The following is a 26,921-nucleotide window of genomic DNA, read 5'->3' on the forward strand; positions in this document are numbered from 1 at the left end:
ATTAGATACCGCTAATGTAGCCGTATGTAATTAATTCTTCAACATTATTGATATGTTTTGTGCAGCCATCGGTAAGTAAAATTATTTTGTCGCTTACATCTAAAATGTTGTAGTACTGATGGTCAGTTATTATAATTCCCTTGCGTTTGGCGCAGGCGCGTATAACCGGTTTAAACTCGTCTGCCTGGATAGGTGAAATATGAGTAAATGGTTCATCAAGCAAAATAAAATCGGCTTTGCTGTGTATGATCATCATCGTTTCTAATTGCCTCAGTTCGCCGCCTGATAGTTCATCAATAGTTTTGTTATAGTTTTTTTGATAAGAAGGCAACCCTGTAAATTCATTCCATGATACCGGGTCTACAATAACACGGGCTAACTTTTCTATTTTGATACCGCCCGGCAGATAATTATGCTGCGGCAGGTAAGCAATGCGATTGTTTAGGTAACCTGTATGAATAAACTGGTCATTAATGCTTACATACTTATAATTAGGTGTAAGTGTACCAAAAATAACCTTAAGCAGCGAGGATTTACCGCAGCCATTCCGGCCTAATAAACCAACCACTTCGCCCTGCATGCAATTGAGGTAAACGCTTTGCAATATTTTACGGCCGCTAAATTCAAGCTGGACGCTATCAACCTTTAAATAATTCATGGCTTATAAAAAGGTAAAGTGAAAGCATTGAAACGTAAATAGCAAAATCTATGAGATAAGTATAGGTGTACATTCGCACTATACTCCGGCCTGCGTTACGGTAAAACATGTAAACGTTTTTAGCTGTATAACTTTGCAGAAATATGGTTGAAGCATATCCCATCAGCTTAAAGAAAAAAACAAAACCGTTTACTTTAATGCCATAAATGGCTATAAGTACCACACAGATAATACTAAAAGCTATGTTCCACAAAAAAATAGGTTTGTAAAAATACCAAATGAGCGTACGGGTGTTTGACATGTATTTTAAACAGCAACGGGTCTGTAAAGATAAACTGTGTTAGCCCCATAGGCAAGGGCTAATTGTTGCGTCAAATCTAATATCATTCTCTCAGGAAACCAAATACCAGCTTTTGAGCGGTAGGGCCAAAATGTAATGAGGAATTAGCCTACAACAGTATTAGCACAAAAAAAAGGCCTGGTTATAAACCAGGCCCGTTAATTATAAGTTAGTTGTTCTTTGTTAGTGTTCTACCGGTTTTTGCTGCTCGTTAACCAAATGAGCCAAGGTGCTGTCTGGGGTCATGGTACTCATAGCAACCTGTACTTTATTTTTAAAACCCGAAACCACTTTGTCCTCATCAGCCATCAGGGCCTCATAACCATCTTTAGCTACATCAGCAGGGTTAGCCATTGCTTCTTTATTCTGAACCGCCTTGCTATCCAACATGCCTGCTTTTGCAAAAAAATCGGTATCGGTTACACCCGGTAATAATGCGGTAATAGTAATTTCGGTATCCTTAACTTCTTCACGAATTGCTTCTGTTAATGATAATACATAAGCTTTTGTAGCATGATAAACTGCTTGCCATGGGCCTGGTGTTGTACTTGCTATTGATGCAACATTTAAAATTCTACCATTATTACGGCTTACCATTTCCTTCAAAAAGTACTTGGTTAAAATGGTTAGCGCACCAATATTTAAGTCTATTATTTTTAATTCACGATGAATGTCATTGTCTTTAAACTGACCGTAAACACCCTGGCCGGCATCATTAACAAGCACATCAACCTGTATGCCGGTTTTCCTGATATCATCGCAAAGCGAAAACACCTCATCATGATTAAACAGGTCTTTGGCAATGGTGATCACATCTATTCCATTTTGCCTTAATTCCTGCGCCGTTTCATCCAGTTCATGCTGGTAACGGGCTACAATAATCAGGTTATATTGATCTTTTGCAAACAGTTTAGCCAACTCTTTGCCTATACCACTTGTTGCGCCGGTTATAAGCGCGTATTTGCTTGCATTACTCATGGTTGTATTTTTTAGTTGTCTTATATTAAAGCAATTATCAAGCCGAGCCAATTATAGCAAGGTTATAATTGTTATCCGTTCACTACTTCTCCTCCGTTAATGTGTAATACCTGTCCGGTAATAAATTAGTTTAATTTATAACAAAGGGTATTAAGTTACAGTTTTAAGAAATTTAATTAGTTTTCAGGTATGATTAATAACGGGATTATCCAACATGAACAAAGCACCCGGTTCAAAAAGGCATAAGTAAAACTTGATCTTGTTTTACTTTGTGGTCAAAAAAATTAACATGCCTGAATAAAATATTAACTTCACCCCGAATATATTTTAGCTTACAAATGAAACTTCATACCATTGATACGGGCTTTTTTAAACTTGATGGCGGCGCTATGTTTGGCGTGGTACCAAAATCTATCTGGCAAAAAACCAACCCTGCAGATGATAACAACCTGTGCACCTGGGCTATGCGCTGTTTATTGGTTGAAGATGGCAACCGCCTGATATTGATAGATACCGGCATTGGTGATAAACAAAGTGAAAAGTTCTTTAGTCACTATTATTTACATGGTGATGCCACGCTGGATAGTTCGTTAAAGAAACTGGGTTTTCATCGTGATGATATAACAGATGTATTTTTAACCCACCTGCATTTTGACCATGTTGGCGGTGCCGTAATGCGTGATGGTGAAGATTTGAGACCGGCATTTAAGAATGCTACTTATTGGAGCAATGAGCAGCACTGGGATTGGGCAATAAACCCTAATGAGCGCGAAAAGGCGTCATTCCTAAAAGAAAATATATTACCTATATATGAAAGCGGCCAGCTGAAGTTTGTTGGTGTAGATGATGGGGTAGCTTTTACCGACAATATTAATATACGTTACGTATATGGCCATACCGATGCCATGATGCTGCCGCAGATAAGTTATAAGGGCAAACATATCTTGTACATGGCCGATCTGCTGCCATCTACAGGGCACCTGCCGTTACCTTATGTAATGGCTTATGATATGTTCCCGCTAAAAACGCTGGGCGAGAAAAAGGTATTTTTAAATGAGGCCACGGAGAAAGAGTACATTCTTTACCTTGAACATGATCCAATAAACGAATGTTGCACTTTACAGCAAACCGAAAAGGGGATAAGGGTTAAGGAAACGTTTAAGTTAGATGAGCTGTAACCGGGATTAAGCTGATTTTTTCGATTTACAGATAAAAGTTATAACCGGGATTAAGCTGATTTTCGCGATTTACAGATAAAGTTGTCTATAGCGATTTCTTGCCTCTTCGTTTTAGTTAGATGAGCTATAATCTGTAAAGTCGCAAAAATCAGCTTAATCCCGGTTCCTGAATTCCAATATATCTCCCGGCTGGCAATCCAGTGCTTTGCAAATAGCTTCAAGTGTTTCTATACGGATGGCTTTGGCTTTGCCGGTTTTTAGTATGGACAGATTAGATATGGTTATACCAACTTTTTCGCTCAACTCGTTAAGAGACATTTTACGCCGGGCCATCATTACATCGAGGTTTATAATTATTGGCATGGCTAAATGGTTAATTCCTGATCTTGCTTTAATAATATTGCTTTTTGTATAACAAAGCTTAATAACCAGTTAAAGCCAACGGCAATTATCAGGTCGATATTCTGGAACACAGTTCTGGCATACTGACCAGCAATTTGCCCGGCTAAAAATCCGTTTGTATATGCATCTGTTTCATGACTCAAATTACCGGTATCAATAGTTTTAAGGGTTATTATACCAAATGTGATTTTAACAACCAGCAAAATCACGAAAATATACGAAAGCAGCTTTAGCCTGCCTACTACTCCGCTATGCAATAATGTATGGTTTTTAATGAATTTAAAAAGCTTATACCCTTCCCAAAATAAGCCGGCATATAATATGCTCTTTATAATAATTTGCAGGGTATGTAAAGTATTGGTTGTCATTATTATAGGTTTAAATAGTTAAGTCCTGTTGTTCTTTTAATTTACGGCCCTGCTTAAAAGCTTCGGCAATTATGAATATAAAGATGGCTAAAAGGGCTATGCTGAAATTATAAGACGATGTATTAATTACCTTCAAAGGCGGCCGTATCAGCATCCATTGCTCCGCAAAGCTCAACCATTGAAAAGCATAATCCATTGATGAAAATGCGAGCATAAATGCGCCTGCTTTTCTTATCAGGTTAATACAGGACTCATCAAACATAGTTTCTTTATATATCATTACTAATACTTTGTTAATTGTTCTGGCAATCAAAAACAACAGCCATACATTAACTACCGCTAATAAAAACTTTATAAGTTCAAACCACCATGGTGTTTGTATTATATCATTATTCAAACACACATCAGAAATTATATTTACGTTATTAAAGGTGTAATCAGTGTCTGCTTTTAGTACATTATCTGTTTTATTTACAAGTAAGTTTCCATCGATAAAAACATATGGTAAAAGCTTACCTTCTCTCGTTTTTTCACCATCAGCTCTATCATATACCCAGTTTGCTCCCTCCATAAAGCCTTTATGTACGCCCGGTAGAAGTTTTTGAAGTAAAAACAGTCCAAATACGACATAAACAAGTATTTGAAGCGTGCGAATTGTTTTCATATCTGTTGAATTAACTGATACAAATAAAAATAATATTTATTACAAATCAAAATTTATTTATCGATTTACAATAAATATTATCTCTTAATCGGCTAATTAAAAAAATATTTCATTTTGTAGTAAAATAGTCGCTTAGTTGGCAATATTCTATTATTTTTAGAAACAAATTAATACCTTTGCACGTTCAATTCTACATATAAGAATCGAGGCTAATTAAATAAATGAGACAACTCAAAATAACTCAATCAATTACCAACCGTGAGTCGCAATCTCTCGACAAATATCTTCACGAGATTGGTAAAGTTGACCTAATCACTGCCGAAGAGGAAGTAATTTTAGCACAAAAAATCCGGGAAGGCGACCAGGCTGCATTAGAGCGGCTAACTAAAACCAACTTACGTTTTGTTGTATCGGTTGCTAAACAATATCAAAACCAGGGGCTTACCCTTGGCGACCTTATAAACGAAGGTAATTTAGGCCTGATTAAGGCTGCCAAACGTTTTGACGAAACCAAAGGTTTTAAATTTATATCATACGCGGTTTGGTGGATACGCCAAAGTATATTACAGGCTATTGCCGAGCAATCACGTATAGTGCGCTTACCTTTAAACCAGGTTGGTTCACTAAGTAAAATAAGCAAAGCCTTTTCAAAATTAGAACAGGAATTTGAACGTGAGCCTTCTCCGGAAGAACTTGCAGATATACTGGAAACTACCGTAGATAAAATATCTGATACACTAAGTAACTCCGGTCGCCATGTTTCAATGGATGCACCGTTTGTACAGGGTGAAGAAAATACACTGCTGGATGTACTGGAAAACCAGGAACCAAATACAGATTCGATCCTGATCAATGAGTCATTATCAGAAGAGATAAAACGTTCGCTCTCTACCCTTACTGAGCGTGAGCGCGAGATCATAGTTCTGTTTTTTGGTTTAGGCAGTAACCACCCGTTATCATTGGAAGAAATTGGCGAAAAATTCAATTTAACCCGTGAGCGTGTACGCCAGATAAAAGATAAGGCACTGCAACGCCTTCGTCATACATCAAGAAGCAAGATCTTAAAATCATATTTAGGATAACTTTACCGGTTACCCACTGTTAAAAAGCCTCCTCTTAAATAAAAGAGGAGGCTTTTTTATGTTATAGCATCTGACATAGAAAACGTTAAGGGATATTCTATTGATCACTTAAAACGCACGAACAAATAACTTAGTTGAAAACAATAAGCGTTTGTAGTATATTACGAGGTAACAATTAGTTAACCTTATGGAAACAATTATAAAAATATTTGGCGAGGGTAAAGATCTAACCATATTGCAAATGAGCGCCCGGGCGTTTATAGTTTACTTTATAGCCTTAGCGCTGATCCATATTGCCGGCAAACGAACTTTTGGTAAAAAATCAGCCTTCGATAACACTATAGCCATCATACTTGGCGCTGTTTTAAGCAGGGCTATTGTTGGCGCTTCTCCTTTTTTATCTACAATAATAGGCAGTTTGGTACTGGTGTTAATACACCGGCTGCTGAGAATGATTATCTTACATAGTAAAACAATAGGTAAGCTCTTAAAAGGCGAAAAGATACCCTTATACCAAAATGGCGCTGTGAACGAGATAAACCTGCGTAAATGCCTCATGACACACGATGATTTAATGAGTGACGTACGATTAAAAGCGAATGACAATAACCTCGAGAATATTTGCGAGATCTATATGGAAAACAGCGGCCAGGTAAGTGTGGTAAAGAAAAGCTGATATATGATTGTTTAATATACCGGGCATTTGCTTTCTTTGGGTAAACATTATACTGTGAAAGATATATTCGGACAGGCTTTATACGACTCTTTTAAAGGTGTTAAAGGTAATAAACTTTGGATACATAATAAATACGGACCAAAAGAGGAGATGCCGCTTGATGTATATTTTCGCGCAGCCGATGAAATGCCCGATCTGGAACTGCTTGCAATTGAAAAATGTTACGGTAAAGTTTTGGATATAGGAGCAGGTGCCGGGAGCCATGCATTAATATTACAGCAAAATGGCCTGGCCGTTACTGCCCTGGATGTATCTGGCTTAGCAGTCAGTATCATGAAAGAAAGGGGAGTGGTTAATGCTGTTGAGGGCGATATTTACAACTATCTGCCAGAAAAATACGATACTTTATTATTAATGATGAATGGTATAGGTTTAACAGGTACTATCCAACAATTTCGCTTATTTTTACAGCACGCAAACCAATTATTAAACCAGGGCGGCCAATTGTTATTCGATTCATCTGACGTAGCTTATCTGTACGATCATAATATCCCCGCGGGGCATAATTATTATGGAGAGATAGCTTATCAATATGTTTATAAAGGGCAAAAAACCGATTGGTTTAAGTGGCTCTATATTGATAAGAACCTACTCATAGTAACGGCCAATGCAGAAGGATGGACGGTGGAGATATTACTTGAAGATGATATGGATCAATACCTGGCAAGACTAACCCGTACAACCTAATTATGATAAAAACATTACGTAAGTTCACCAAAATCTTAAGCTTGTTGTTTTTTATAACAAGCACCTTAACCGCTCAAACCACTAAACTTCCCTCATGGGCGTTTGGGCCGTTTGTAAGGCCTGCCGGTGTTAATCCTATTATCAGCCCGGATACAACTACAAGATTTTATGACCCTATCCGCAAGGTTAAAACTGATTGGGAATCTAATGACACCTTTAACCCGGGGGCAACGGTTAAAAATGGGAAAATCCATATTCTATATCGTGCAGAAGATAAATCGGGAATTGGTATTGGTTTCAGGACATCACGACTTGGTTTGGCAGTAAGTGCTGACGGTATTAAAGTAAAACGTTCGCCTGTGCCCGTATTATATCCGGCTAATGATAGTCAGAAAGAATTTGAATGGACTGGTGGTTGTGAAGACCCCCGCGTTGCCATGACATCTAACGGTACCTACGTTGTTTTTTATACCCAATGGAACCATGATCTGCCCCGTTTAGGTGTAGCTACATCTAAAGACCTGAAGACCTGGAAAAAACACGGCCCCATATTCCGTTATGCTTACAATGGCAAGTTTTTCAAGATCGCCAGTAAATCAGCCTCAATTATTACAAAGCTTACCGCCGGTAAACAGGTTATCGCTAAAATAAATGGAAAGTACTGGATGTATTGGGGCGAAACCGGCGTTTACGCTGCTACATCAACAGATTTGGTAAATTGGAAACCCTTAATTAATAAAGACAGTACGCTTAAAGCATTAATATCACCCCGGAAAAACCATTTTGACAGCGACCTTACAGAATGCGGCCCTCCGGCTATAATTACTTCAAAAGGGATCTTGTTATTATATAATGGTAAAAACAACATCAATTACGGTGATAAAAACTATACAGCAAATTCATATTGCGGCGGGCAGGTAATGTTTGCTTTAAATGACCCAACAAAGGCAATTAACCGTTTAGATAAACCCTTCTTTGTTCCGCAGGAAGCATTTGAAAAAAGCGGGCAATATCCCGCAGGCACGGTATTTATGGAAGGCCTTGTTTATTTTAAAAGCAAATGGTTCATGTATTATGGCTGCGCCGATTCGCGCGTGGCTGTTGCAATATATGACCCCAAAAAATAGCGGCGAATACACGCTGCTTGAATTTTTGTTTTAAATAAAAAAATACCTTGTGTAACATTTTTGTAATAAATAAAAATAATTTATATTTACGAGGTATTAAGTTCCAAATTAATACCCCTAAAGAGAAAGTGAAAAGGTTATTTGCGTTGTTTATGCTGTGTGTGCATCTGTTTAATACGGGTGGATATAATCTTTTCTTCCAATATTTTATTCATCAGTCTGAAGTTCAAATAGTTAAGAATATCTATGAAAACAAAGTAGATGCCACTCAACTGGTGCAGATAAAAATTCCAATGAAATCTCCCGGCTTGCAGGATTGGCCCGACTATGAACACATTCAGGGTCAAATTCAACTGAAAGATGCCTTTTATAATTATGTGGGTGTAAAAATGACCCGCGATACTATGTATTTAGTATGTATAGCTAATGATACCAAAACACATTTGGTAAATGCAAATATAATTGTAGCCAAAAACGTAAGCGATGTTCCGGTAAGTAAAAAAGGGCAGGAGACACCTGCTAAAAAATCAGCTACCGGCTTTGAGTGCAATATCCCTGTTGCACAATATAAATTTCTTTCTTTTACAGATGTAATAGAACCTAAAGAAAACCCTATATCTATCGCTTTAACAAATCCTTACATTGAATCTCCTGGCAAACCGCCAAACTCCAGCTGTTAACAAAATATATTTGATTTTTTGTATCCCTTACATTTTTTGCTGTGCCTCAATACCGGGGGATAGTTATTCATCTTGTATTTCCCTGGCTTGATACCCGGTAAAAAATGTAAAGGATATATAACACCTGTGCTTAAGCCTATTATTAAGTGTGGTGTCTTTAGCAGAATTTATACTCATTTAATTTTTATATGAAATACTTTACTCAATATGTACTAAGATATTGTATTGGCATATTCGCCTGCCTGCTGTTAACGCAAACTGTTAGCGCACAAACAGAGAATGATGCCTTAATGATACCCAAAAATTACTTCTGTGCCGCCGGTGTTTATACCCATAACAGCTGGGATAATTACTGGGAAGGAAGTTTGAAACGCACCAATTTAAACATGGGCACAGTAAGCAGTAATGTATATGCAATTGGCGGTAATTATGGCCTAAGCAACCGTATTAACCTGTTATTTATGATCCCATATGTAAAAACCAATGCAAGTGCCGGTACTTTACGCGGCGAGAGTGGTGTGCAGGATATTAACCTTGCATTTAAGTGGATGGCCGTAAGGCAGGAAGTGGGCCGTGGTTTATTAAGCCTGCATGCTATTGCATCCGGCGCTATACCTGTTGGTAAATACGAAGCCGATTTTTTACCGCTGGCAATTGGTATGCAAACCAAAAGCATAGCACTTAAAGCTTTATTGAATTACCAGGTAGGCAGGTTCTTTGTAGCCGGGTCCGGCCAGTATATCCGTAAGGATAATGTAACAATAGACCGCGATTCATACTATACTACCGAAATGCATTATACCAACCAGGTTGCAATGCCTAATGCTACTAATTTTCTATTTAGCACAGGTTACCGCAGCTTAAAATTTAATGCCGAAGCTACTTTAACAAAAGTTACTTCATTAAGTGGTTTTGATATCAGCAGGAACAATATGCCTTTCCTGAGCAACAGGATGAATGCCACCATGGTCGGCGGTATTTTTAAATATAGTCTCCAATCTATTCAGGGGCTTGAATTTACAGCAGGTGGTAACTATGTTGTTGCCGGCAGGAATGTTGGTCAAAATACTTCCTTATTCGGTGGTGTATATTATGTGTTTGCTGTAAAAAAGGATAAATCGAGTAAATAAGAAATCATGAAAAAAACTATACTATATATATTGCCTTTGATATTAGCTATATCATTTGGGGCATGTAAAAAGAATATTGTTGAACGTAATGAAACATTCCCGGCATTAGCACCTGCTAATATCGACCTGAATGCTGATACCTGGACACCAATATTAACGGCTACAACTACTTTTACTATAGCTACTCCGGATGTTATTACTTCGCCAAATTATCTGGCAGATCTAAACGAGATAAAAAGCTATCAGAAAAATTTGACCAGTGAGCAAAAGGATATTATCAAATACTGGAGTGCAGGTTCTGTTTTAAGGTGGAACGAAATTTTGCGCGAACTTGTTGCCAAGCATAATTTACCGCCATATCAAAAAGACGATGGTACTTATCCATTCCCAAGTGCTGCTAACCCGTTGGCGTATCCGTTATTTCCATTCTCTAACCCGCCTTATGCGGCCCGTGCGTACGCATATGTAAGCGCAGCCCAGTATGATGCATTGGTTGCAGCCTGGAAGTTTAAAAAGCAATTTAATCGTGCTGCGCCTTATAAAAACGACCCTGCTATACAAGCGTTAATCCCAAAATCAGACCTGCCATCATACCCGAGTGAAGATGCGGTTGTAGCTGGTGTAACTGCTAAAATGATGGAATTGCTTTTCCCCGGCGATCTGGATTATATTCAACAGAAAGTTGCCGAAGAAAAATTATATCGTTTAATGGCTGGTGCAAATACACGCTCAGATCTGGAAGCTGGTGAATCATTAGGTAAACAGGTAGCAAACGTATTTTTAGCACGTGCACGTTCCGATAAAGCCGGTGCTGCTATTGGTACACAAGCAGATTGGACCGGGTTTGAAACAACTGCAACAGCTAAAGGTGAAACACCCTGGTTAAGCCTTGAAGCACCTAAACGCCCGCCAATGCTGCCGTTATTCACTAAGGTAACACCTTTCTTATTTTCTTCTGCTACTGTAGCAGCATTGCGCCCGCCGCCGCCGTATTCAACAAGTTCTGCCGAGTTTAAAAAAGAAGCCGATGAGGTATTGGCAATGAGCCAGGATAAAAGCCGCGAGCATGAGCGCATTGTTAGCTTTTGGGCTGATGGCGTAGGCACAGTAACCCCTCCGGGACACTGGAACACAATTGCTGCCGAAGAATTTGTGAAGCAAAACTATAGTGAAATACGCTGGGCGCGCAATTTAGCCTTATTGAATATGGCCGAAATGGATGCTGCAATTGTATGCTGGGATGCTAAGTATTTTTACTTTAACCCACGCCCAACACAAATGGTGATGAACATTAAAACCTTAACAGGTATACCAAATTTCCCATCGTATACATCAGGTCACTCTAACTTTAGTGGTGCTGCTGCTACAGTTTTAACCTATTTATTACCTGACAGGGGGACTAAGTTTACCGACATGGCGCATGAAGCGGCAATGTCAAGGTTATACGGGGCTATCCACTACCGCAGCGATTGCGAAGTGGGGTTATTAACAGGTGCCAAAGTAGGCCAGTACGCGGTAGAAAGAGCTAAAACAGACGGAGCAGGAAATTAGGAGGGACAGATGAAATTACTACTTACAACCGAACAAAAAGTACATTATATATTGCGTGTAGCTATAGTTATGTGCTTTATAGGCCATGGTATATTTGGTATTATTACCAAAGAGATTTGGTGCAATTACTTTGCGGTATTTGGTATAAGTAAAGGTATGGCCTACACATTAATGCCCTGGGTTGGTTTTGTTGATATTTTACTGGGCATAATTATGCTGGTTTATCCTATACGTGCCATTGCTTTATGGCTGGTTGTATGGGGATTGATCACCGCGTTTTTACGACCGGCTTCCGGCGAACCATTTGCAGAATTTATTGAGCGTGCGGGGAACTTTGGTGCTCCGCTAGCATTTTTAATATTATCAGGCGGTATAAAAAGCTTTAAGCAATTATTTACACCTATTGACCCTGCCGAACAGGTATCTGCCAAAACAATGGAAAATGTAAGCCATTGTTTAAAAGTGGTAGTATTCCTTTTGCTGATGGGGCATGGCTGGTTAAATATCATCGAAAAGAAAGGCCTGCTTAATCAATATGCTTCTCTCGGATTTTCAAATCCTGGTAAAGTGGCAATTTTTGCCGGCGTTTTTGAAATAGCTGCTGCCTGTACTGTGCTGATAAAACCTTTCCGTTCGTTATTGCTGTTATTATTCATCTGGAAAATTTCAACGGAGCTGTTTTATCCGCATTATGAGGTTTTTGAATGGATAGAACGTGGCGGCAGTTACGGTTCAATACTGGCATTATGGTTCGCTATTAAATATGTACCCTCCGGCATTACTACATCTTTCCTCAATAAATTCAATAACAAAAAACTATTTAACTAATTAAAAAAAGCCTGCATAAGCAGGTTATAGCATACTTATGTGTTGCTATAGTATACCAACTAATTAACTATAAACAAAATCATGAAGTTCACTTACAAATTTTTTATCGGAATTGCTGCATACTTACTTTTTAATATAACAGACGTAAACGCACAAGGCTGTGTGGCTATACGGAGCACCGGCGGTTTATGCGCGATGGATGAACATCCGGATAGCGTATCATCAAACGGAGCATGGTTGTTTAATAGTAACAGCCGTTATTACAGGTCATACAAACACTTTGTTGGCAGAACAGAACAAAAACAACGTATTGCATTAGGTACAAATGTTATCAACCATTCTTATGCACAAGATCTTACACTTACCCGCATATTTAATAACCGCTGGTCGTTCTCGTTAGATATCCCTGTTTTGGCCAACAGCCGTTCATCTTTATATGAGCATGGTGGTAAAGAAAGACACTATACACACTCATACGGTATTGGCGATGTGAGCATTAGAGCATATGCCTGGTTATTAAACCCTGCTAAGGCACGTAAAGGAAATATACAAGCAGGTTTAGGTTTAAAACTGCCTACCGGTAGCTATACCTACCAGGATTATTTTCAACACACGGGCGTGAACGGCGCAAAGGTACTTGGCCCTGTTGATCAGTCTATACAATTGGGTGATGGCGGTACAGGCATCATAACAGAGTTAAATGGTTATTATAATCTTTCGCACAAATTTGGCTTTTACGGTAGCTTTTATTACATGATTAGTCCGCGCGAGCAAAATGGCGTGTCTTCTGCACGCGGCGGTACCCCAAGTGCAAAAGCGGTTGCTAATGGCAGTGATATTATGAGCGTTCCTGATCAGTTTATGATAAGGGCAGGTGCAAACTATGGTGCAGGTGATTTTAACTTTTCGTTGGGCGTACGTGAGGAATGTTTACCAGCTAAAGATCTGATAGGTGGCAGCAATGGTTTCCGCAGGCCGGGTTATATAATATCTGCCGAACCAGGTATTACCTACAGGGTTAAAAGTTTTTCTATTTACTCATTTGTTCCCGTTGCTTTGGTACGTAACCGTACACAAAGTGTTCCGGATAAAATTTCAACACAGTTAACCGGCGTTACCAGTCATGGAGATGCCGCCTTTGCAGATTATGCTGTAAATATTGGTGTTACGTTTAAATTTTAAGCATTCAAATAATTGATAAAGTAAAAAGCCGGGACAAACTCCCGGCTTTTTTTGGTTACAGGAAGATGCGATTTTATGCACAGATTGGTGGGAATTTGCGCTAAGTCTTTATAGATTTACAAAATGAATACTGCTGAACAAAACTTTGCAGCGTTGGGCTTAAGCCTGCCGCCCGCACCAAAACCTTTGGGTGTTTACAAACCTTGTTTAATTGATGGCAAATACCTGTACCTATCCGGTCACGGAACGGTTAAGGATGACGGTACTTTAATTATTGGCCGCATTGGTGCAGATATGACTGCCGAAGAAGGCAAGCTTGCTGCAAGGCAGGTTGGTTTAGCCATGCTTGCAACTATCAAGGCCAATATTGGCAGCCTTGATAAAGTAAAACGGGTTATTAAAGTATTGGGTATGGTTAATTGCACTCCCGACTTTGAAAAGCACCCATTCATTATAAATGGTGCCAGCGAATTATTCGCTAAGGTTTGGGGTGAGGATAACGGTATTGGCGTACGCAGCGCTGTGGGCATGGGCTCGTTACCTGACAATATCCCTGTTGAGATAGAAGCGCTTTTTGAACTGGCTTAATAATTATTTATTTATGGTAGAGCAGGAATGGTACACAATTAAAGACGTAGACCAGCTGGATACACCGGCCCTGGTGGTATATCCCGATAGGGTACAATACAACATTGGGCTGGTGAAAGCATTTATACACGATGTAAGCCGCTTACGCCCGCATGTAAAAACACATAAAAGCCCCGATGTTACCAAACTGATGCTGCAGGCAGGGATTACCAAATTCAAGTGCGCCACTATTGCCGAAGCCGAAATGCTGGGTATGTGCAAGGCGCCCGATGTATTATTGGCCTATCAGCCTGCCGGGCCAAAGTTGGAGCGGTTTATCCAACTGATAAAAGCATATCCGGATACATCATTTTCCTGCCTTCTTGATAATATAGATACCGCGAATGGGATTGCTGAACAAGCATTAAAAAACGATTTGCAGATCCCCGTTTTTCTTGATCTGAATGTTGGCATGAACCGCACAGGTATTGTGCCGGATAAAGAAGCTTTTGAGCTTTATAAGGCCTGCCTTTCAATCAACGGTATAAAAATGCTTGGCTTGCATGCCTATGATGGTCATATACATGATGCGGACCTGGCTGTTAGAAACGAACGGTTAAACGAAGCGATGAAACCTGTATATGAGTTATCAGATGCAATTATAGATAGCGGTTATCCCGAACCTGTTATTATTGCAGGTGGCTCACCAACATTTCCCTTACTTGCTGATGTAAAAGGTGTAGAATGCAGTCCCGGCACTTTTGCGTACTGGGACAGGGGCTATCAATTAGCTTTTGAAGAACAAAAGTTTCAAACGGCCGCGCTTGTTATAGGAAGGGTAATTTCCTTGCCTGATGATGGGAAGATCTGTATTGATATTGGCCATAAATCGGTATCCGCAGAAAACGAATTAGCTAAAAGAATTTACTTTTTAAATGCGCCCGAACTGGTGTTTACCGGACAGAGCGAAGAACACTTAGTGGCCGATGCAGGTAAAGGCCATCACTATAAAATAGGCGATGTATTATATGGCTTGCCCTATCATATTTGCCCAACAATAGCTTTATATGAGCGCGCTATAACAATTGAAAATAAGCATATTAAAGGTGAGTGGAGAAACATTGCCCGCGACAGGAAGATCACCATATAATAACTGCTTGTTAATTAGTCAAGTCAATCAAAATAAATAAAATCATGTTCATCATTGATGCCCATTTAGACCTTAGCATGAACGCGCTGGAATGGAACCGCGACCTGCAAATTCCGGTTGCTGATATTAACAAGCGTGAGGAAGGTTTAACAGATAAACCCGACCGTGCCAAAGCGGTGGTGTCCTTACTCGAGTTGCGTAAAGGTAATATCGGTTTGGTGGTAGCCACACAAATAGGCAGATATGTTGCACCCGGTAACCCTTTGCCCGGCTGGCACTCTCCGGAGCAGGCATGGGCGCAAACACAGGGGCAACTGGCCTGGTACAAAGCTATGGAGACTGCCGGGCAAATGGTGCAGATAAACAATCTGCAATCCCTTGAAGCACATTTGCAGCTTTGGGCAGATGGTAAAGATAATACGCATAAACCTATAGGCTACATACTGAGTTTGGAAGGTGCCGATTCTATTGTAGATGTAAGTTACCTGCAAGGTGCTTATAATAACGGTTTACGGGCAGTAGGCCCGGCGCATTACGGGCCGGGCAGGTATGCAAACGGTACAGATGCAACCGGAAAGATGAAGGCAAACGGTATTGAGTTACTTAAAGAAATGGAGCGGCTCCATATCATACTTGATGCTACACACCTTTGCGACGATGCTTTTTGGCAGGCGCTTGACAACTTTAACGGCCACGTTTGGGCCAGCCATAACAATTGCCGTGCATTAGTGAACCATAACCGCCAGTACAGTGATGAGATGATAAAAGCCCTGGTTGAACGCGGCGCGGTAATAGGCGCGGCCCTTGATGCCTGGATGATGGTGCCCAATTGGGTGAGGGGAGAGTCAACGCCACGTAAAATGAATTGCAACCTTGATGTGATGATTGATCATATTGACCATATTTGTCAGCTGGCGGGTAATACGCTGCATGTAGGCATGGGGACAGATCTGGACGGCGCTTTTGGCAGGGAGCAATGCCCTTATGATTTAGAGACCATTGCCGATATGCAAAAGGTACCGCAGCTGTTAAAAAATCGTGGTTATACAGATACCGACATTGAAAATATGATGCATGGTAACTGGCTGCGGTTTTTACGAAACGCGTGGAAATAAAAAATTACATGAGTGCAGAACAGGAAAGGCTAAAAGCTACGGGTTGGAAAAAATGGGGGCCATATGTAAGCGACCGCCAGTGGGGAACAGTACGGGAAGATTATAGCGCCAATGGCGATGCCTGGGGATACATTACCCATGATATGGCCCGTAGCAAAGCTTACCGCTGGGGCGAAGAAGGTATAGCCGGTATATGCGATAATGACCAGCGTTTATGCTTCGCGATAGCACTCTGGAACAAGAAAGATACCATCATAAAAGAACGCTATTTTGGCTTAAGCAATTCCGAAGGTAACCACGGCGAGGACGTAAAGGAATTGTATTATTACCTTGATAATACGCCAACGCATTCGTACATGAAAATGCTGTACAAATACCCGCAGCAAGCTTTCCCATATAATCAACTGGTAGCAGAGAATAAAAAACGGGGACTTGATCAGCCGGAATATGAGCTGATGGAAACCGGTATCTTTAACAATGATGAATACTTTGATGTATTTGTTGAGTATGCCAAGCAATCAACAGATAACATCCTCATAAAAATAACTATCCACAACAGGGGCAGGGAGGCCGCGGCTTTAAATGTGCTGCCTACCCTATGGTTTCGTAACACATGGGATTGGGGCTATGATAACTACACTCCTCAATTATCGGCAACGGTAAACAATCAAATTAAAATAGAACATACAGAATTAGGTGAACTATGGTTATCTGCCGAAGGCGAACCCGAATCGCTTTTTTGCAATAACGAAACCAATGCTAAACGTTTTAATAATGTTGATGGTGATAAGCGGTTTTATAAAGACGGCATAAACGATCATATCCTGTACGGTGCCGATACCGTTGATCCGACCAAAAAAGGCACTAAAGCGGCGCTTAATTACGATATTACTATCCCGGCGGGCGAGAGTGCCACTATACGCCTGATGATGTCTGAAACGGCCGCAAATACGTTTGATAATTTTGATGAGGTATTCGCATCGCGTAAGCAAGAGGCCGACGATTTTTACTTAGAGCTGCAGCCTACGGAGAAAAACGAAGATAAAGCAAAAATACAACGGCAGGCTTTTGCCGGGATGCTTTGGAACAAGCAGTTTTATTACTACGATATTCACCAATGGCTAAACGGCGATCCATCAGAGCCTGAGCCACCTGCACAACGCCGGAATGGCCGTAACAGTAAATGGCAGCACTATAATGCACACGATATTATATCCATGCCCGATAAATGGGAATACCCGTGGTTTGCCGCCTGGGACCTTGCTTTCCATTGTATCCCGCTGGCAAGCGTGGATATAGGGTTCGCAAAACGGCAGCTTAATTTATTGGTGCGCGACTGGTATATGCACCCAAACGGGCAGCTACCCGCTTATGAATGGGATTTTAGCGATGCTAACCCGCCGGTACATGCCATGGCAACATGGAAAATATATCAGCAGGATAAAGAAGCAAATAATGGAAAAGGGGATACTTTTTTCCTGGAGCGGATCTTTCATAAGCTGATGCTCAATTTTACCTGGTGGGTAAACCGCAAGGATGAGGCGGGCAACAATATTTTTGAAGGTGGATTTTTAGGATTGGATAACATCGGCGTGTTCGACCGGAATATCCGTTTTAACAATGGCACACACCTGGAGCAGGTTGATGGTACCAGTTGGATGGCCATGTATTCGCTCAACCTTTTACGCATAGCAACAGAACTTGCTACAGGCAACAAGGCGTACGCCGATATCGCCTCAAAATTCTTTGAGCACTTTATTTACATTGCCGGCGCAATGGCAAATTTGGGCGAAGGCGGCAACAGCGGCTTATGGGATGAAACCGATGGCTATTTTTACGACCAGCTCCGCTTTGCTGATGGCTCGGCTCAAAAAATGAAGGTACGCAGCATAGTTGGTTTGATCCCGCTTTTCGCGGCAGAAGTGTTGGATGATACCGATATTATTAACAACCCCATATTTAAAGGCCGGATGGATTGGTTTACCGCTAACCGGCCCGATCTGGTAGACCTGGTATCGCGCTGGAACGAGAAAAGCCAGAATGGCAAGCATTTAATTAGCTTACTGCGTGGCCACCGAATGAAATGCATTTTAAACTATATGCTTGATGAGAACGAATTTTTAAGTCCCTACGGGATCAGGTCATTATCAAAATACCATTTAAATCATCCCTATAACGTTAAAGTAGGTGATAATGATTTTGGTATAAAATATATCCCTGCCGATAGCGACAGCCGTATGTTTGGCGGTAACAGCAACTGGCGCGGCCCTATATGGATGCCTCTTAATTACCTTATTATTGATAGCCTGAATACCTATTATTTATATTACGGCGACGACCTTAAAGTAGAATGCCCAACAGGATCAGGGAATATGATGAACCTCAAAGAGGTAGCCAACGAAATTTTCCGCCGCATATCTCAGCTATTCCTGCGTGATGATAACGGAAACAGGGCAGCAGGCGGCAGTAACCCCAAAATACAAACCGACCCTAATTTTAAAGACCATATTCTGTTTTATGAATATTTTGACGGCGATACCGGCCGTGGTTTAGGGGCAGAACACCAAACCGGCTGGACAGGTTTAATAGCGAATTGTTTATATCATTAAGCTTAAAAATTCTTAGTCGCTGTAAAATATAACAACAGCTTTTTTCTTCTTTTTTGAATAAGCGATGCCATAAGTACCTTCGTAACCATAACTGAAATAAAACCCTATAGAATTAGGGAGTGCTTTGATTTCATTCCAATTAGCGATGTCTTCAGCATTCGGATCGTCCAGGTTTTTACCAATTTCATCAGTGTTATCGATAGCCGGACAAACAAAATTTGACTCATCAAAAAAATGTGTTAAACGGGCATTAACTGTATCAATTTTTTGTTTTCTACTTAATGCGTCCGCCATATCAGCTAATAAATCACTAGCCGGGAACTCTTTTTTAAATATCAAGTGCCCTAAAGAGCTTTTTATTTCAAATACTACAATACCACTATCTATACTTCTTCCTGGAAACTTAATAGTAAAATTGTCTTTTAATTTTTCGTTCGAAAAGTGATGGTCCTTTGAATAAAAAGACAACCTTTTTAAGTGTTCTTTTCCTTCTGAGGCTTTGCGAATAGTAGACGGTATCTGTTCAGTTTTGGCAGCCGCAACTATTCCCTTTTCTCCGGTTTTCGCAGACGGTTTTTTATAATCGCAGGATAATAAGATTAAGATAAAGGATCCAATAATAAAGCTTCTGATTTTCATAGTAACTATTACCCTTAAAAATACAATTAATTATCAAATTACTCTGTAACCCCCAAATAAAGTACCGCAGTTCTACCTAATGCGTTAAATTGACACAATAATTTTTTAATGTGGTTTTATTGAATTAGATTTACCTAACCAGTTATCAATAAACCAATTAATATGAATTTAAACAGACGTAAATTTTTACAGAATACCGGCACGCTTGTGCTTGGCGGTGTAGCTTTATCAGGCAAAGCGGCTAATCTTTTAATGGCTAAGCACACCGTAGGTATACAGCTTTTCACTTTCTTTAATGTTATAGATGATGATGTAAAAGGCACATTAACTAAGGTTGCCGCTGCGGGTTATAAAGACATTGAATCGGCTTTCAGCAAAAAAGGCGGGTATTATGGCATGCCTCCAAAAGAGTTTAAAGCCATGTTAAGTGATTTAGGCATGTCGTGGAAATCGCACCATGTGCTGGGTGCACCTTTTAAAATGCCGGCCGGGGCCAAGATGCCTACCATGCCTGATGGTAAACCTATGGTGATACCACCAATGAAAAACCTGAAAGAAAACATGCAGCAACTGGTTGATGAAGCAGCCGAAGGCGGCGTGAAATATTTGGTTTGCGCCAATACCCCTTTTGAAACTTTATCAGAATTAAACTCATCAATAGCAGTGCTGAATAAAACAGGCGAGGCCGCTAAAAAAGCAGGCCTGCAATTTGCCTATCATAATCATGATATGGAGTTTCATGCGGTAGAAGGTAAAATACCTTATGACCTGATGCTCTCAGAAACCGACCCTAATATGGTGAAAATGGAGCTTGACCTTGCATGGGCCATTAAAGGCGGTAAAGATCCGGTTGCTATGTTTAAACAGCACCCTGGCCGTTTCCCGCTATGGCACGTTAAAGATTTGGATGCAAGCAGAGAAAATATTTTACCGGTAGGCAGTGGTACTATCAACTTTAAGCCAATTTTTGCCGCGGCATCAACAGCCGGTATGCAAAACTTTTTTGTTGAACACGATATGCCTAAAGATGCTTTCGCAAGCATAACCAACAGCATAGCATACATCAATAAAAACCTGAACGTTTAAGCGTTTAGTATAAATGAATTTGTGCAGGCTTATTGTAAGTAAGCTTGTACAAATTCATCATTATTTATAGCGGTTACCAAAACGTTAATAACCGGCTTTGCAGGCGAATTGTTATCCAGTTCTGTTGCATAATCTTCCAGCTCATCCAGGTAAGCAACCGCTTCTTTCTCGTCCTCAAATAATAAGACCGGGTCGCCGTTAACTTCGGTATCTATTCCATTGTCTGGTGTTGGCAGATTGTATTCTTTAAAAGTCCGGTTTGAAATTATAACATCTGCGGTTGATGGGATATCTATTCGTAACATGTTATCAGGGTTAAATAGTTAAATGATAACAGCATGTATTACTTTTTAGTTTTAGGCTTATCTTTTAAATAACCATCAAAACGGATCCTTTGGCGATTGTTACTAATAACAGAGAGGTCTGTACTGCCATTTGGCGAAATATTAAATACCAATTGGTTTGTAGTTCTGCTGTCTGTAGGTTTAATTACAATATACTGGTTACCATTTTTCTTTACTTCAGATTTGTAATCAAACTTGGTTGATGTGAACTTAATGCCGTTATCCTCGTTGGTATTGTAACCTGCACCAGAATAAGCAACTCCAAAATAAGGCAGAAAAACAATTACCGAATCTTTAGTGACACGTACATCATAATCGGTATTTAAATATCGCTGACCGCCACCCATAGGGTACATGTAACGGGCCTGAAAAGTGAAGGTTTTAGCATCCAACAGGTCTTTTACTTCAGCAACTTTTGCTGCATCACGAACTTGTTTTTTTGTTTGTGCAGTTGCGGGCTCTACCACTTGCAAAGAAATGAAGAGTACAACTATTATTTTAATTAATGTTTTCATTTTTAGTTGTTTATGTATAATCTAAGTTAGACAGAATTCTTGTTTATAGGTTTAAAATACTGAATTTTTTTTGGGAATATGAATTCATATTCATTAGGTGCTATTTGTTATAATGATAAGCTTTTTCATGATTACATTGTTTACCTGCAGGATGCATAAAAAAGTGTATTTCCATAAAAGCGAGCCGATTATTTTTCACAAAAAAAGCCACCCTAAAACAGGATGGCTTTTAAAATTTGAATTTTAAGTTGATTTATATCAGGCTAACACTACGGTTAACAAATTCGGTCAATTCAGCACCGGTTAACAAGCCTTGCGAAAGCAGGGCAAGGTCAAATGCTTGTTTAGCCAATTGGGCCTGTACATCTACATTCTCATCCTCAAGGATACGGGTTATTAACTTATGATTGCCGTTAACTACTACTTTGTAATTATCGGGCATGTTGCCATAAAAGCCCATACCGCCGCCCATTGCAGCCATATCTTTCATACGGCGCATAAACTCGTCCATAGTCACAGTAACAGGTAACTCTTCGGGGTTAAGGCTTTCAAGTTCAACTTTATATGCCGGTTTATTAATGGCTTTGTCGAAGATCTCTTTTATTTTGGTTGCTTGCTCTTCGGTTAAAACATGCTCCAGTGCATCATCTTTCTTGATCAGCTTATCGGCAACATCAGCATCAACACGTTTTAATGATGTCTTCTCTAATTTTTGCTCCAGCTGACTGATAAAGTGATTATCAATAGGAGAGTTCATCAGCAACACATCATAGCTCTTTTTATTAGCCGATTGGATGAACGAATCCTGTCTTTCCGGGTCATTAGTATACAAATATATCAGCTGGCCATCTTTATCAGTTTGGGTAGCTTCTACTTTGTCTTTATATTCAGGTAAAGTGAAGTTCTCTTTTTTGGTATTGGTCACCAAAACAAAGTCTTTTGCTTTATCGTAGAATTTGTCTTCGCTTACCATACCGTATTTTACAAACAGGCCAATGTCGTTCCATTTTTCTTCAAAACCTTTACGGTCGGCTTTAAACAAGTCGGCAAGCTTATCAGCCACTTTCTTGGTGATGTAACTGTTTATCTTTTTAACATTGCTATCGGCCTGCAGGAAGCTGCGTGATACGTTCAACGGAATATCCGGTGAATCAATAACACCATGCAGCAACATTAAAAACTCAGGCACAATGTCTTTAACCTCGTCGGTAATGAATACCTGGCGGGAGTATAACTTGATCTTGTTACGGGTTATCTCAAAATCGTTCTTCAGCTTAGGGAAGTACAATACACCGGTAAGGTTGAAAGGATAATCAACATTCAGATGGATCCAGAATAAAGGATCTTCTGTGAATGGATATAATTCTTTATAAAACTTAAGGTAATCCTCATCTTTCAGTTCGCTTGGCGCTTTCGTCCAGATAGGGTTGGTATCATTGATAATATTATCAGTCTCAACTGATTTATATTTGGTTTTGCCTTCTTCATCAACGCCGTCTTCTTCCTCTTGTGTAGTTGTACCAAACTTAACAGGAACTGGCAAGAATTTGCAGTATTTATCCAATATCTCCTGTAACCTGTGCTGACTCAAAAACTCTTCAGATTCCGCATTAATATGCAGGGTTATTTCGGTACCACGTTCGGCAAGGCTGCCTTCGGTAATTTCAAATTCTGTGCTGCCATCGCAGGTCCAGTGTGCTGGTTCGGCACCTTCCTGGTAGGATAGGGTTTCAATTTCAACCTTATCAGCAACCATAAATGCAGAGTAAAAGCCCAAACCAAAGCGGCCGATAATTTCATTGGCATCTTTAGCTTCCTTAAACTTCTCCACAAACTCTGTAGCACCCGAAAAAGCTATCTGGTTGATGTATTTTTTTATTTCATCAGCCGTCATACCCAAACCATTATCAGATATGGTGATGGTCTTTTTGTCTGCATCAAAAGCAACCTCAACACGCAGTTCGCCAAGCTCGCCGCTGTACTGGCCTAATGAAGCAAGGCGTTTTATTTTCTGGGTAGCATCAACTGCGTTGGATACAAGTTCTCGAATAAATATCTCATTATCAGAATATAAGAACTTTTTAATTATGGGAAAAATGTTTTCGGTGTGTATCGAAATCGTTCCTTTTTCTTGCATAGTGTTATGTGTTTAGAAAATTTGAATAATTAACTAAACCCATTTATCAATGAACGTTCCAAAGCTGGAGGTTTGCCAAATTGGCAGGAGGAATTAGATGTGCGGATATGCAGATGTGCAGATGAAAAAATATAATCACCCATCTTCTCTCCGGCTGACTCACCCCGCGGCACTTCGTGCGCGGCCCTCTCTTCGCCTGCGGCGGAAAGAGGGCAAAATTACAAGAAATGTTTTCCCCCTCTCTACAAAGTAGAGAGGGGTGACAAGCGCAGCGATGTCGGGGTGAGTCAAATCGGCAAGAAGCTATTAGACTATCTCCCTAATTATTTGCAAACTGCAATATAAACGCCGAACCTTTACCTTCTGCAGATTGTACCTGGATATTGCCTTTATGCAGCAGCATTATCTGCTTACAAAGGCTTAAACCTATACCGCTGCCGGTTTTACGGGTACTAAAGAAAGGGATAAAGATCTTATCCATTAGCTCCGGCGGCATGCCCAGGCCATTATCCATTACTTTAACCAGTGTGCGGTTATTGCTTTGTACCTCAGCAGATAGGGTTATGCGGGGATGTTCCTTGTCCTTAACGGCCTCTATGGCGTTTATCAGCAGGTTTATCATTACCTGGTCTATAAGGTTTATATCGGCCTCAATAGCCAGTGCCGGGTCGCGTAATATTATTTCCAGCTCAATTTTCTTTTTCTCTAATGTAGGGCGCATGAGGCTGTTCAGGTTCTCGAACATGTTACGTACCAGTATCTTGTTCAAATCAAGCTTGGTTATCTTGTTAAGGCTGCGGTAGCTTTCGGTAAATTTAAGCAGGCCTTCGCTGCGGCGTTTAATGGTATCAATACCCAGGGAGATATCTTCCAGTTCGGCACTTTGTATGCTGTTGGCTATTTCAGGGCTTTGCAGGCGGTTCTTTAATGTATCGGCAAGCGACGATATAGGGGCAACCGAGTTCATGATCTCATGGGTCATTACGTTTAGTAATTTCGACCATGCCTTTGATTCCGTTTCATCCAACGCCTCACTTACGTTTTGAAAAGCGATAAGCTTATACATTTTTTCGTCGCTACGGATAATACTTGCCGTAACAAGCATTTTAATTTGCTGCTGATCGCGGGTAATGCTCAGTACTTTTGCATCGCCGGGCTTTAACCGCATAATATCTTTGTATAAACCGGGTTCGCGCTTTTCAAGCGAATGGATGGTTTTTAAGTATGGGATACTTATTAGACTTTTAAAAGCTTCGTTTATCCAGCCGGTTTCGCCGGTTTCCTGCTCAAATGAAAGGATGCCGGTATCAACCAGTTCTAAGATCTTTTGCAGATAGTGATACTGTGTTTCGCGTTCCCGGCTTATCAGCTTAAAGGTAGTATTGATATCGTTAAAGCCTTTTCTTAAAGGTTTTAACTCGTTTGGTGCCTTGCGCACATCAAAATGCCTTGAAAAATCACGATAGTGGATGGATTCTACAAACTGGTTAACCTCATCCTGCGCTTTTTTATTAAAGCGTATAAGGTCAAGCACCGAGTATACAACTAAGGGCACAGTAATAACAGTGTATAAATATACGCCCGCACCTTTTACAACAATTGTTGCCGTAGCCGCAACTGCTATAAACAGCAATATTACACGCAGCACCAGCCGCCACTCATAACGGTTAAATATCATACTTACTTAATCTGCGGTATAACGCGGTACGCGTTAAACCTAATTCTTTAGCGGCGCGGGTAATGTTACCGTTATGTTTTTCAATAACACGTAATATAGCGTTCTTTTCCAGTGTGCTTAATTGAATGTTATCTTCATTAATAACGTTTTCTCCGGGTGTTTCCAGTATAGAGAAGATAAGATCATCGGCCCTTAAAATATGCTCGTCGGCCATTATTACAGCGCGTTCAATAGTATATTGCAACTCGCGCACATTACCCGGATAGTTGTACATTTTTAGCTTTTGCAAAGCCGCCGGTTCAAAATCCATGGTTGGCTTTAAGTACTTACTTGCATACAACTTTGCAAAATGCTTGGCCAGTATTACAATATCCTCGTTACGCTTGCGCAGCGGGGGCATATTTATTTCAACGGTATTGATCCGGTAGATCAGATCCTTACGGAAATGGTTCTCATTAGCCAGTTCCTGCAGCGGAACGTTGGTAGCACATATCAGCCTTATGTTCACATCAACCGCTTTGTTGGTACCTAAGCGGGTAACCTGGCGGTTTTGTAATACAGTTAATAGTTTAGCCTGCTGCTGCAGACTGATGTTGCCAATTTCGTCTAAAAACAATGTGCCGCCTTCGGCTTCTTCAAAACGCCCCATGCGGTCTTCGCGGGCATCGGTATAGGCACCTTTTTTATGTCCGAATAGCTCACTCTCAAATAATGAATCGGTAAGCGCGCCCACATCAACCTTAACAAAAGGCTTATCGGCACGTAACGAGCGCTCATGAATAGCTTTGGCCATCAAATCTTTACCTGTGCCGTTTTCGCCAAGTATTAAAATATTGGCATCGGTAGGGGCTATTTTATTTACCTTATGAAAGATGTCCTCCATCACTTCAGATTCGCCCAAAATAGATGTTTGCCCCGAACCGCCTTTTGATGGCTTGTTGGTTTTAACGCCCTCTTTTTTATCAAGCAGGTCTTTAATAGTATCTATCAGCTTTTCGTTATGCCATGGTTTTACCACAAAATCATTCGCGCCCTCTTTTAAGGAGCGTACGGCAAGGTCAATATCGCCATAGGCTGTAATCATTACAACGTAAACATTGGGTTTCCATTCTTTTATTTTACGCAGCCAGTATATGCCTTCGTTACCTGTGTTTATGGCACTGTTAAAATTCATATCCAGTAAAACCAGATCAACCTGGTTACGCTGCAGCAGCGAGTTCAGGTTCTCGGGGTTTTTTTCGGTGATAATTTCCTGTGTTTCGGTTTTAAGCAATAACTTAACGGCTGTAAGCACATCAGGGTCGTCATCAACAATTAAAACAGTCGCTTTTTTGAGTATCATGTTATCGTAATTGGGTCATGGTTCATATACTATATATGCACCTGCAAATTAGTAATTGAATGTTAAATATCATACCATTTATGATATTACAGCTATTAAACTGGAAATCAACTATGAATAATGAAGCATTAACAATGAACCTGTTTTT

General features: G+C 40.2%; 27 protein-coding genes. 15 read left to right on the top strand and 12 right to left on the bottom strand.

Going from position 1 to position 26,921, the window contains the following annotated elements; genetic code table 11:
* Position 1: 1 nt before the first annotated feature.
* The 3 genes from WC743_RS12595 to WC743_RS12605 all read right to left on the bottom strand — a co-directional run bounded on the left by WC743_RS12595 (position 2) and on the right by WC743_RS12605 (position 1,976).
* Positions 2–658 carry an ATP-binding cassette domain-containing protein gene (locus WC743_RS12595; RefSeq protein WP_373012360.1) on the bottom strand — a complete coding sequence of 219 codons (657 nt, stop codon included), beginning with the start codon at positions 656–658 and terminating at the stop codon, positions 2–4.
* A complete protein-coding gene (locus WC743_RS12600; protein WP_373012361.1) occupies positions 639–959 on the bottom strand; it encodes a hypothetical protein in 321 nt (106 codons plus the stop codon). The genes WC743_RS12595 and WC743_RS12600 overlap by 20 nt, the downstream gene beginning before the upstream one ends.
* Before the next feature lie 222 nt (positions 960–1,181).
* Positions 1,182–1,976, bottom strand: a complete 795-nt coding sequence (locus WC743_RS12605) for an SDR family NAD(P)-dependent oxidoreductase (RefSeq protein WP_373012362.1) — start codon at positions 1,974–1,976, stop codon at positions 1,182–1,184.
* 338 nt (positions 1,977–2,314) lie between these two features.
* On the opposite strand from WC743_RS12605, the gene WC743_RS12610 reads away from it, so the two are divergent.
* The gene (locus WC743_RS12610) at positions 2,315–3,154 is read left to right on the top strand and encodes an MBL fold metallo-hydrolase (protein ID WP_373012363.1); all 840 of its coding nucleotides are present in this window, start codon (positions 2,315–2,317) and stop codon (positions 3,152–3,154) included.
* A 153-nt stretch (positions 3,155–3,307) separates the two neighbouring features.
* On the opposite strand, the gene WC743_RS12615 is transcribed toward WC743_RS12610, so the two are convergent.
* The 3 genes from WC743_RS12615 to WC743_RS12625 are packed head-to-tail and all read right to left on the bottom strand — an operon-like array spanning position 3,308 to position 4,588.
* The gene (locus WC743_RS12615) at positions 3,308–3,517 is read right to left on the bottom strand and encodes a helix-turn-helix domain-containing protein (RefSeq protein WP_373012364.1); all 210 of its coding nucleotides are present in this window, start codon (positions 3,515–3,517) and stop codon (positions 3,308–3,310) included.
* 2 nt (positions 3,518–3,519) lie between these two features.
* A complete protein-coding gene (locus tag WC743_RS12620) occupies positions 3,520–3,924 on the bottom strand; it encodes a hypothetical protein (protein ID WP_373012365.1) in 405 nt (134 codons plus the stop codon).
* Between the two features lie 10 nt (positions 3,925–3,934).
* On the bottom strand, positions 3,935–4,588 hold the full coding sequence (locus tag WC743_RS12625; protein WP_373012366.1) for a DUF2975 domain-containing protein: 654 nt from the start codon (positions 4,586–4,588) through the stop codon (positions 3,935–3,937).
* A 221-nt stretch (positions 4,589–4,809) separates the two neighbouring features.
* Here WC743_RS12625 and WC743_RS12630 point away from each other — a divergent pair, with 221 nt between their 5' ends.
* The 13 genes from WC743_RS12630 (at position 4,810) to WC743_RS12690 (ending at position 19,032) form a co-directional block, all read left to right on the top strand.
* On the top strand, positions 4,810–5,670 hold the full coding sequence (locus WC743_RS12630) for an RNA polymerase sigma factor RpoD/SigA (RefSeq protein ID WP_067053926.1): 861 nt from the start codon (positions 4,810–4,812) through the stop codon (positions 5,668–5,670).
* Positions 5,671–5,857: 187 nt separating this feature from the next.
* Positions 5,858–6,346 (top strand): DUF421 domain-containing protein, encoded by a 489-nt coding sequence (locus tag WC743_RS12635; protein ID WP_373012367.1) that lies wholly within the window; start codon positions 5,858–5,860, stop codon positions 6,344–6,346.
* A gap of 54 nt (positions 6,347–6,400) precedes the next feature.
* Positions 6,401–7,093, top strand: coding sequence for a class I SAM-dependent methyltransferase (locus WC743_RS12640; protein ID WP_373012368.1), 693 nt, complete (start codon positions 6,401–6,403; stop codon positions 7,091–7,093).
* A gap of 2 nt (positions 7,094–7,095) precedes the next feature.
* Positions 7,096–8,220, top strand: a complete 1,125-nt coding sequence (locus WC743_RS12645; protein ID WP_373012369.1) for a glycoside hydrolase family 130 protein — start codon at positions 7,096–7,098, stop codon at positions 8,218–8,220.
* Between the two features lie 128 nt (positions 8,221–8,348).
* Complete coding sequence (locus WC743_RS12650; RefSeq protein WP_373012370.1) at positions 8,349–8,900, top strand: hypothetical protein; 552 nt, start codon at positions 8,349–8,351, stop codon at positions 8,898–8,900.
* A 188-nt stretch (positions 8,901–9,088) separates the two neighbouring features.
* On the top strand, positions 9,089–10,030 hold the full coding sequence (locus WC743_RS12655) for a hypothetical protein (RefSeq protein ID WP_373012371.1): 942 nt from the start codon (positions 9,089–9,091) through the stop codon (positions 10,028–10,030).
* Between the two features lie 6 nt (positions 10,031–10,036).
* Positions 10,037–11,581 (top strand): phosphatase PAP2 family protein, encoded by a 1,545-nt coding sequence (locus WC743_RS12660; RefSeq protein WP_373012372.1) that lies wholly within the window; start codon positions 10,037–10,039, stop codon positions 11,579–11,581.
* 9 nt (positions 11,582–11,590) lie between these two features.
* A complete protein-coding gene (locus tag WC743_RS12665; RefSeq protein WP_373012373.1) occupies positions 11,591–12,409 on the top strand; it encodes a hypothetical protein in 819 nt (272 codons plus the stop codon).
* Positions 12,410–12,490: 81 nt separating this feature from the next.
* Positions 12,491–13,591 carry a hypothetical protein gene (locus tag WC743_RS12670; protein ID WP_373012374.1) on the top strand — a complete coding sequence of 367 codons (1,101 nt, stop codon included), beginning with the start codon at positions 12,491–12,493 and terminating at the stop codon, positions 13,589–13,591.
* A 123-nt stretch (positions 13,592–13,714) separates the two neighbouring features.
* Positions 13,715–14,179, top strand: a complete 465-nt coding sequence (locus WC743_RS12675; RefSeq protein WP_373012375.1) for a RidA family protein — start codon at positions 13,715–13,717, stop codon at positions 14,177–14,179.
* A 13-nt stretch (positions 14,180–14,192) separates the two neighbouring features.
* A complete protein-coding gene (locus WC743_RS12680) occupies positions 14,193–15,308 on the top strand; it encodes a D-TA family PLP-dependent enzyme (protein WP_373012376.1) in 1,116 nt (371 codons plus the stop codon).
* Between the two features lie 44 nt (positions 15,309–15,352).
* Complete coding sequence (locus WC743_RS12685) at positions 15,353–16,423, top strand: dipeptidase (RefSeq protein WP_373012377.1); 1,071 nt, start codon at positions 15,353–15,355, stop codon at positions 16,421–16,423.
* A gap of 8 nt (positions 16,424–16,431) precedes the next feature.
* Positions 16,432–19,032, top strand: a complete 2,601-nt coding sequence (locus WC743_RS12690) for a glucosidase (RefSeq protein ID WP_373012378.1) — start codon at positions 16,432–16,434, stop codon at positions 19,030–19,032.
* Positions 19,033–19,044: 12 nt separating this feature from the next.
* Here the strand turns inward: WC743_RS12690 and WC743_RS12695 are convergent, their stop codons facing one another.
* Positions 19,045–19,671 (bottom strand): hypothetical protein, encoded by a 627-nt coding sequence (locus tag WC743_RS12695; RefSeq protein ID WP_373012379.1) that lies wholly within the window; start codon positions 19,669–19,671, stop codon positions 19,045–19,047.
* A 162-nt stretch (positions 19,672–19,833) separates the two neighbouring features.
* On the opposite strand from WC743_RS12695, the gene WC743_RS12700 reads away from it, so the two are divergent.
* Positions 19,834–20,757, top strand: coding sequence for a sugar phosphate isomerase/epimerase family protein (locus WC743_RS12700; protein ID WP_373012380.1), 924 nt, complete (start codon positions 19,834–19,836; stop codon positions 20,755–20,757).
* A gap of 29 nt (positions 20,758–20,786) precedes the next feature.
* On the opposite strand, the gene WC743_RS12705 is transcribed toward WC743_RS12700, so the two are convergent.
* From WC743_RS12705 to WC743_RS12725, 5 genes are all read right to left on the bottom strand, one after another.
* A complete protein-coding gene (locus WC743_RS12705) occupies positions 20,787–21,062 on the bottom strand; it encodes a hypothetical protein (RefSeq protein ID WP_373012381.1) in 276 nt (91 codons plus the stop codon).
* A gap of 38 nt (positions 21,063–21,100) precedes the next feature.
* Positions 21,101–21,616 (bottom strand): DUF4251 domain-containing protein, encoded by a 516-nt coding sequence (locus tag WC743_RS12710; RefSeq protein WP_373012382.1) that lies wholly within the window; start codon positions 21,614–21,616, stop codon positions 21,101–21,103.
* Between the two features lie 253 nt (positions 21,617–21,869).
* On the bottom strand, positions 21,870–23,753 hold the full coding sequence (gene htpG / locus WC743_RS12715) for a molecular chaperone HtpG (protein ID WP_373012383.1): 1,884 nt from the start codon (positions 23,751–23,753) through the stop codon (positions 21,870–21,872).
* Between the two features lie 319 nt (positions 23,754–24,072).
* Positions 24,073–25,431, bottom strand: coding sequence for a PAS domain-containing sensor histidine kinase (locus tag WC743_RS12720; RefSeq protein WP_373012384.1), 1,359 nt, complete (start codon positions 25,429–25,431; stop codon positions 24,073–24,075).
* Complete coding sequence (locus WC743_RS12725; RefSeq protein WP_373012385.1) at positions 25,421–26,773, bottom strand: sigma-54-dependent transcriptional regulator; 1,353 nt, start codon at positions 26,771–26,773, stop codon at positions 25,421–25,423. Before WC743_RS12725 ends, WC743_RS12720 begins: the two co-directional genes overlap by 11 nt.
* Between the last annotated feature and the right edge of the window lie 148 nt (positions 26,774–26,921).

The sequence above is a fragment of the Mucilaginibacter sp. genome, from assembly GCF_041660805.1.
Classification (GTDB): Bacteria; Bacteroidota; Bacteroidia; order Sphingobacteriales; family Sphingobacteriaceae; genus Mucilaginibacter.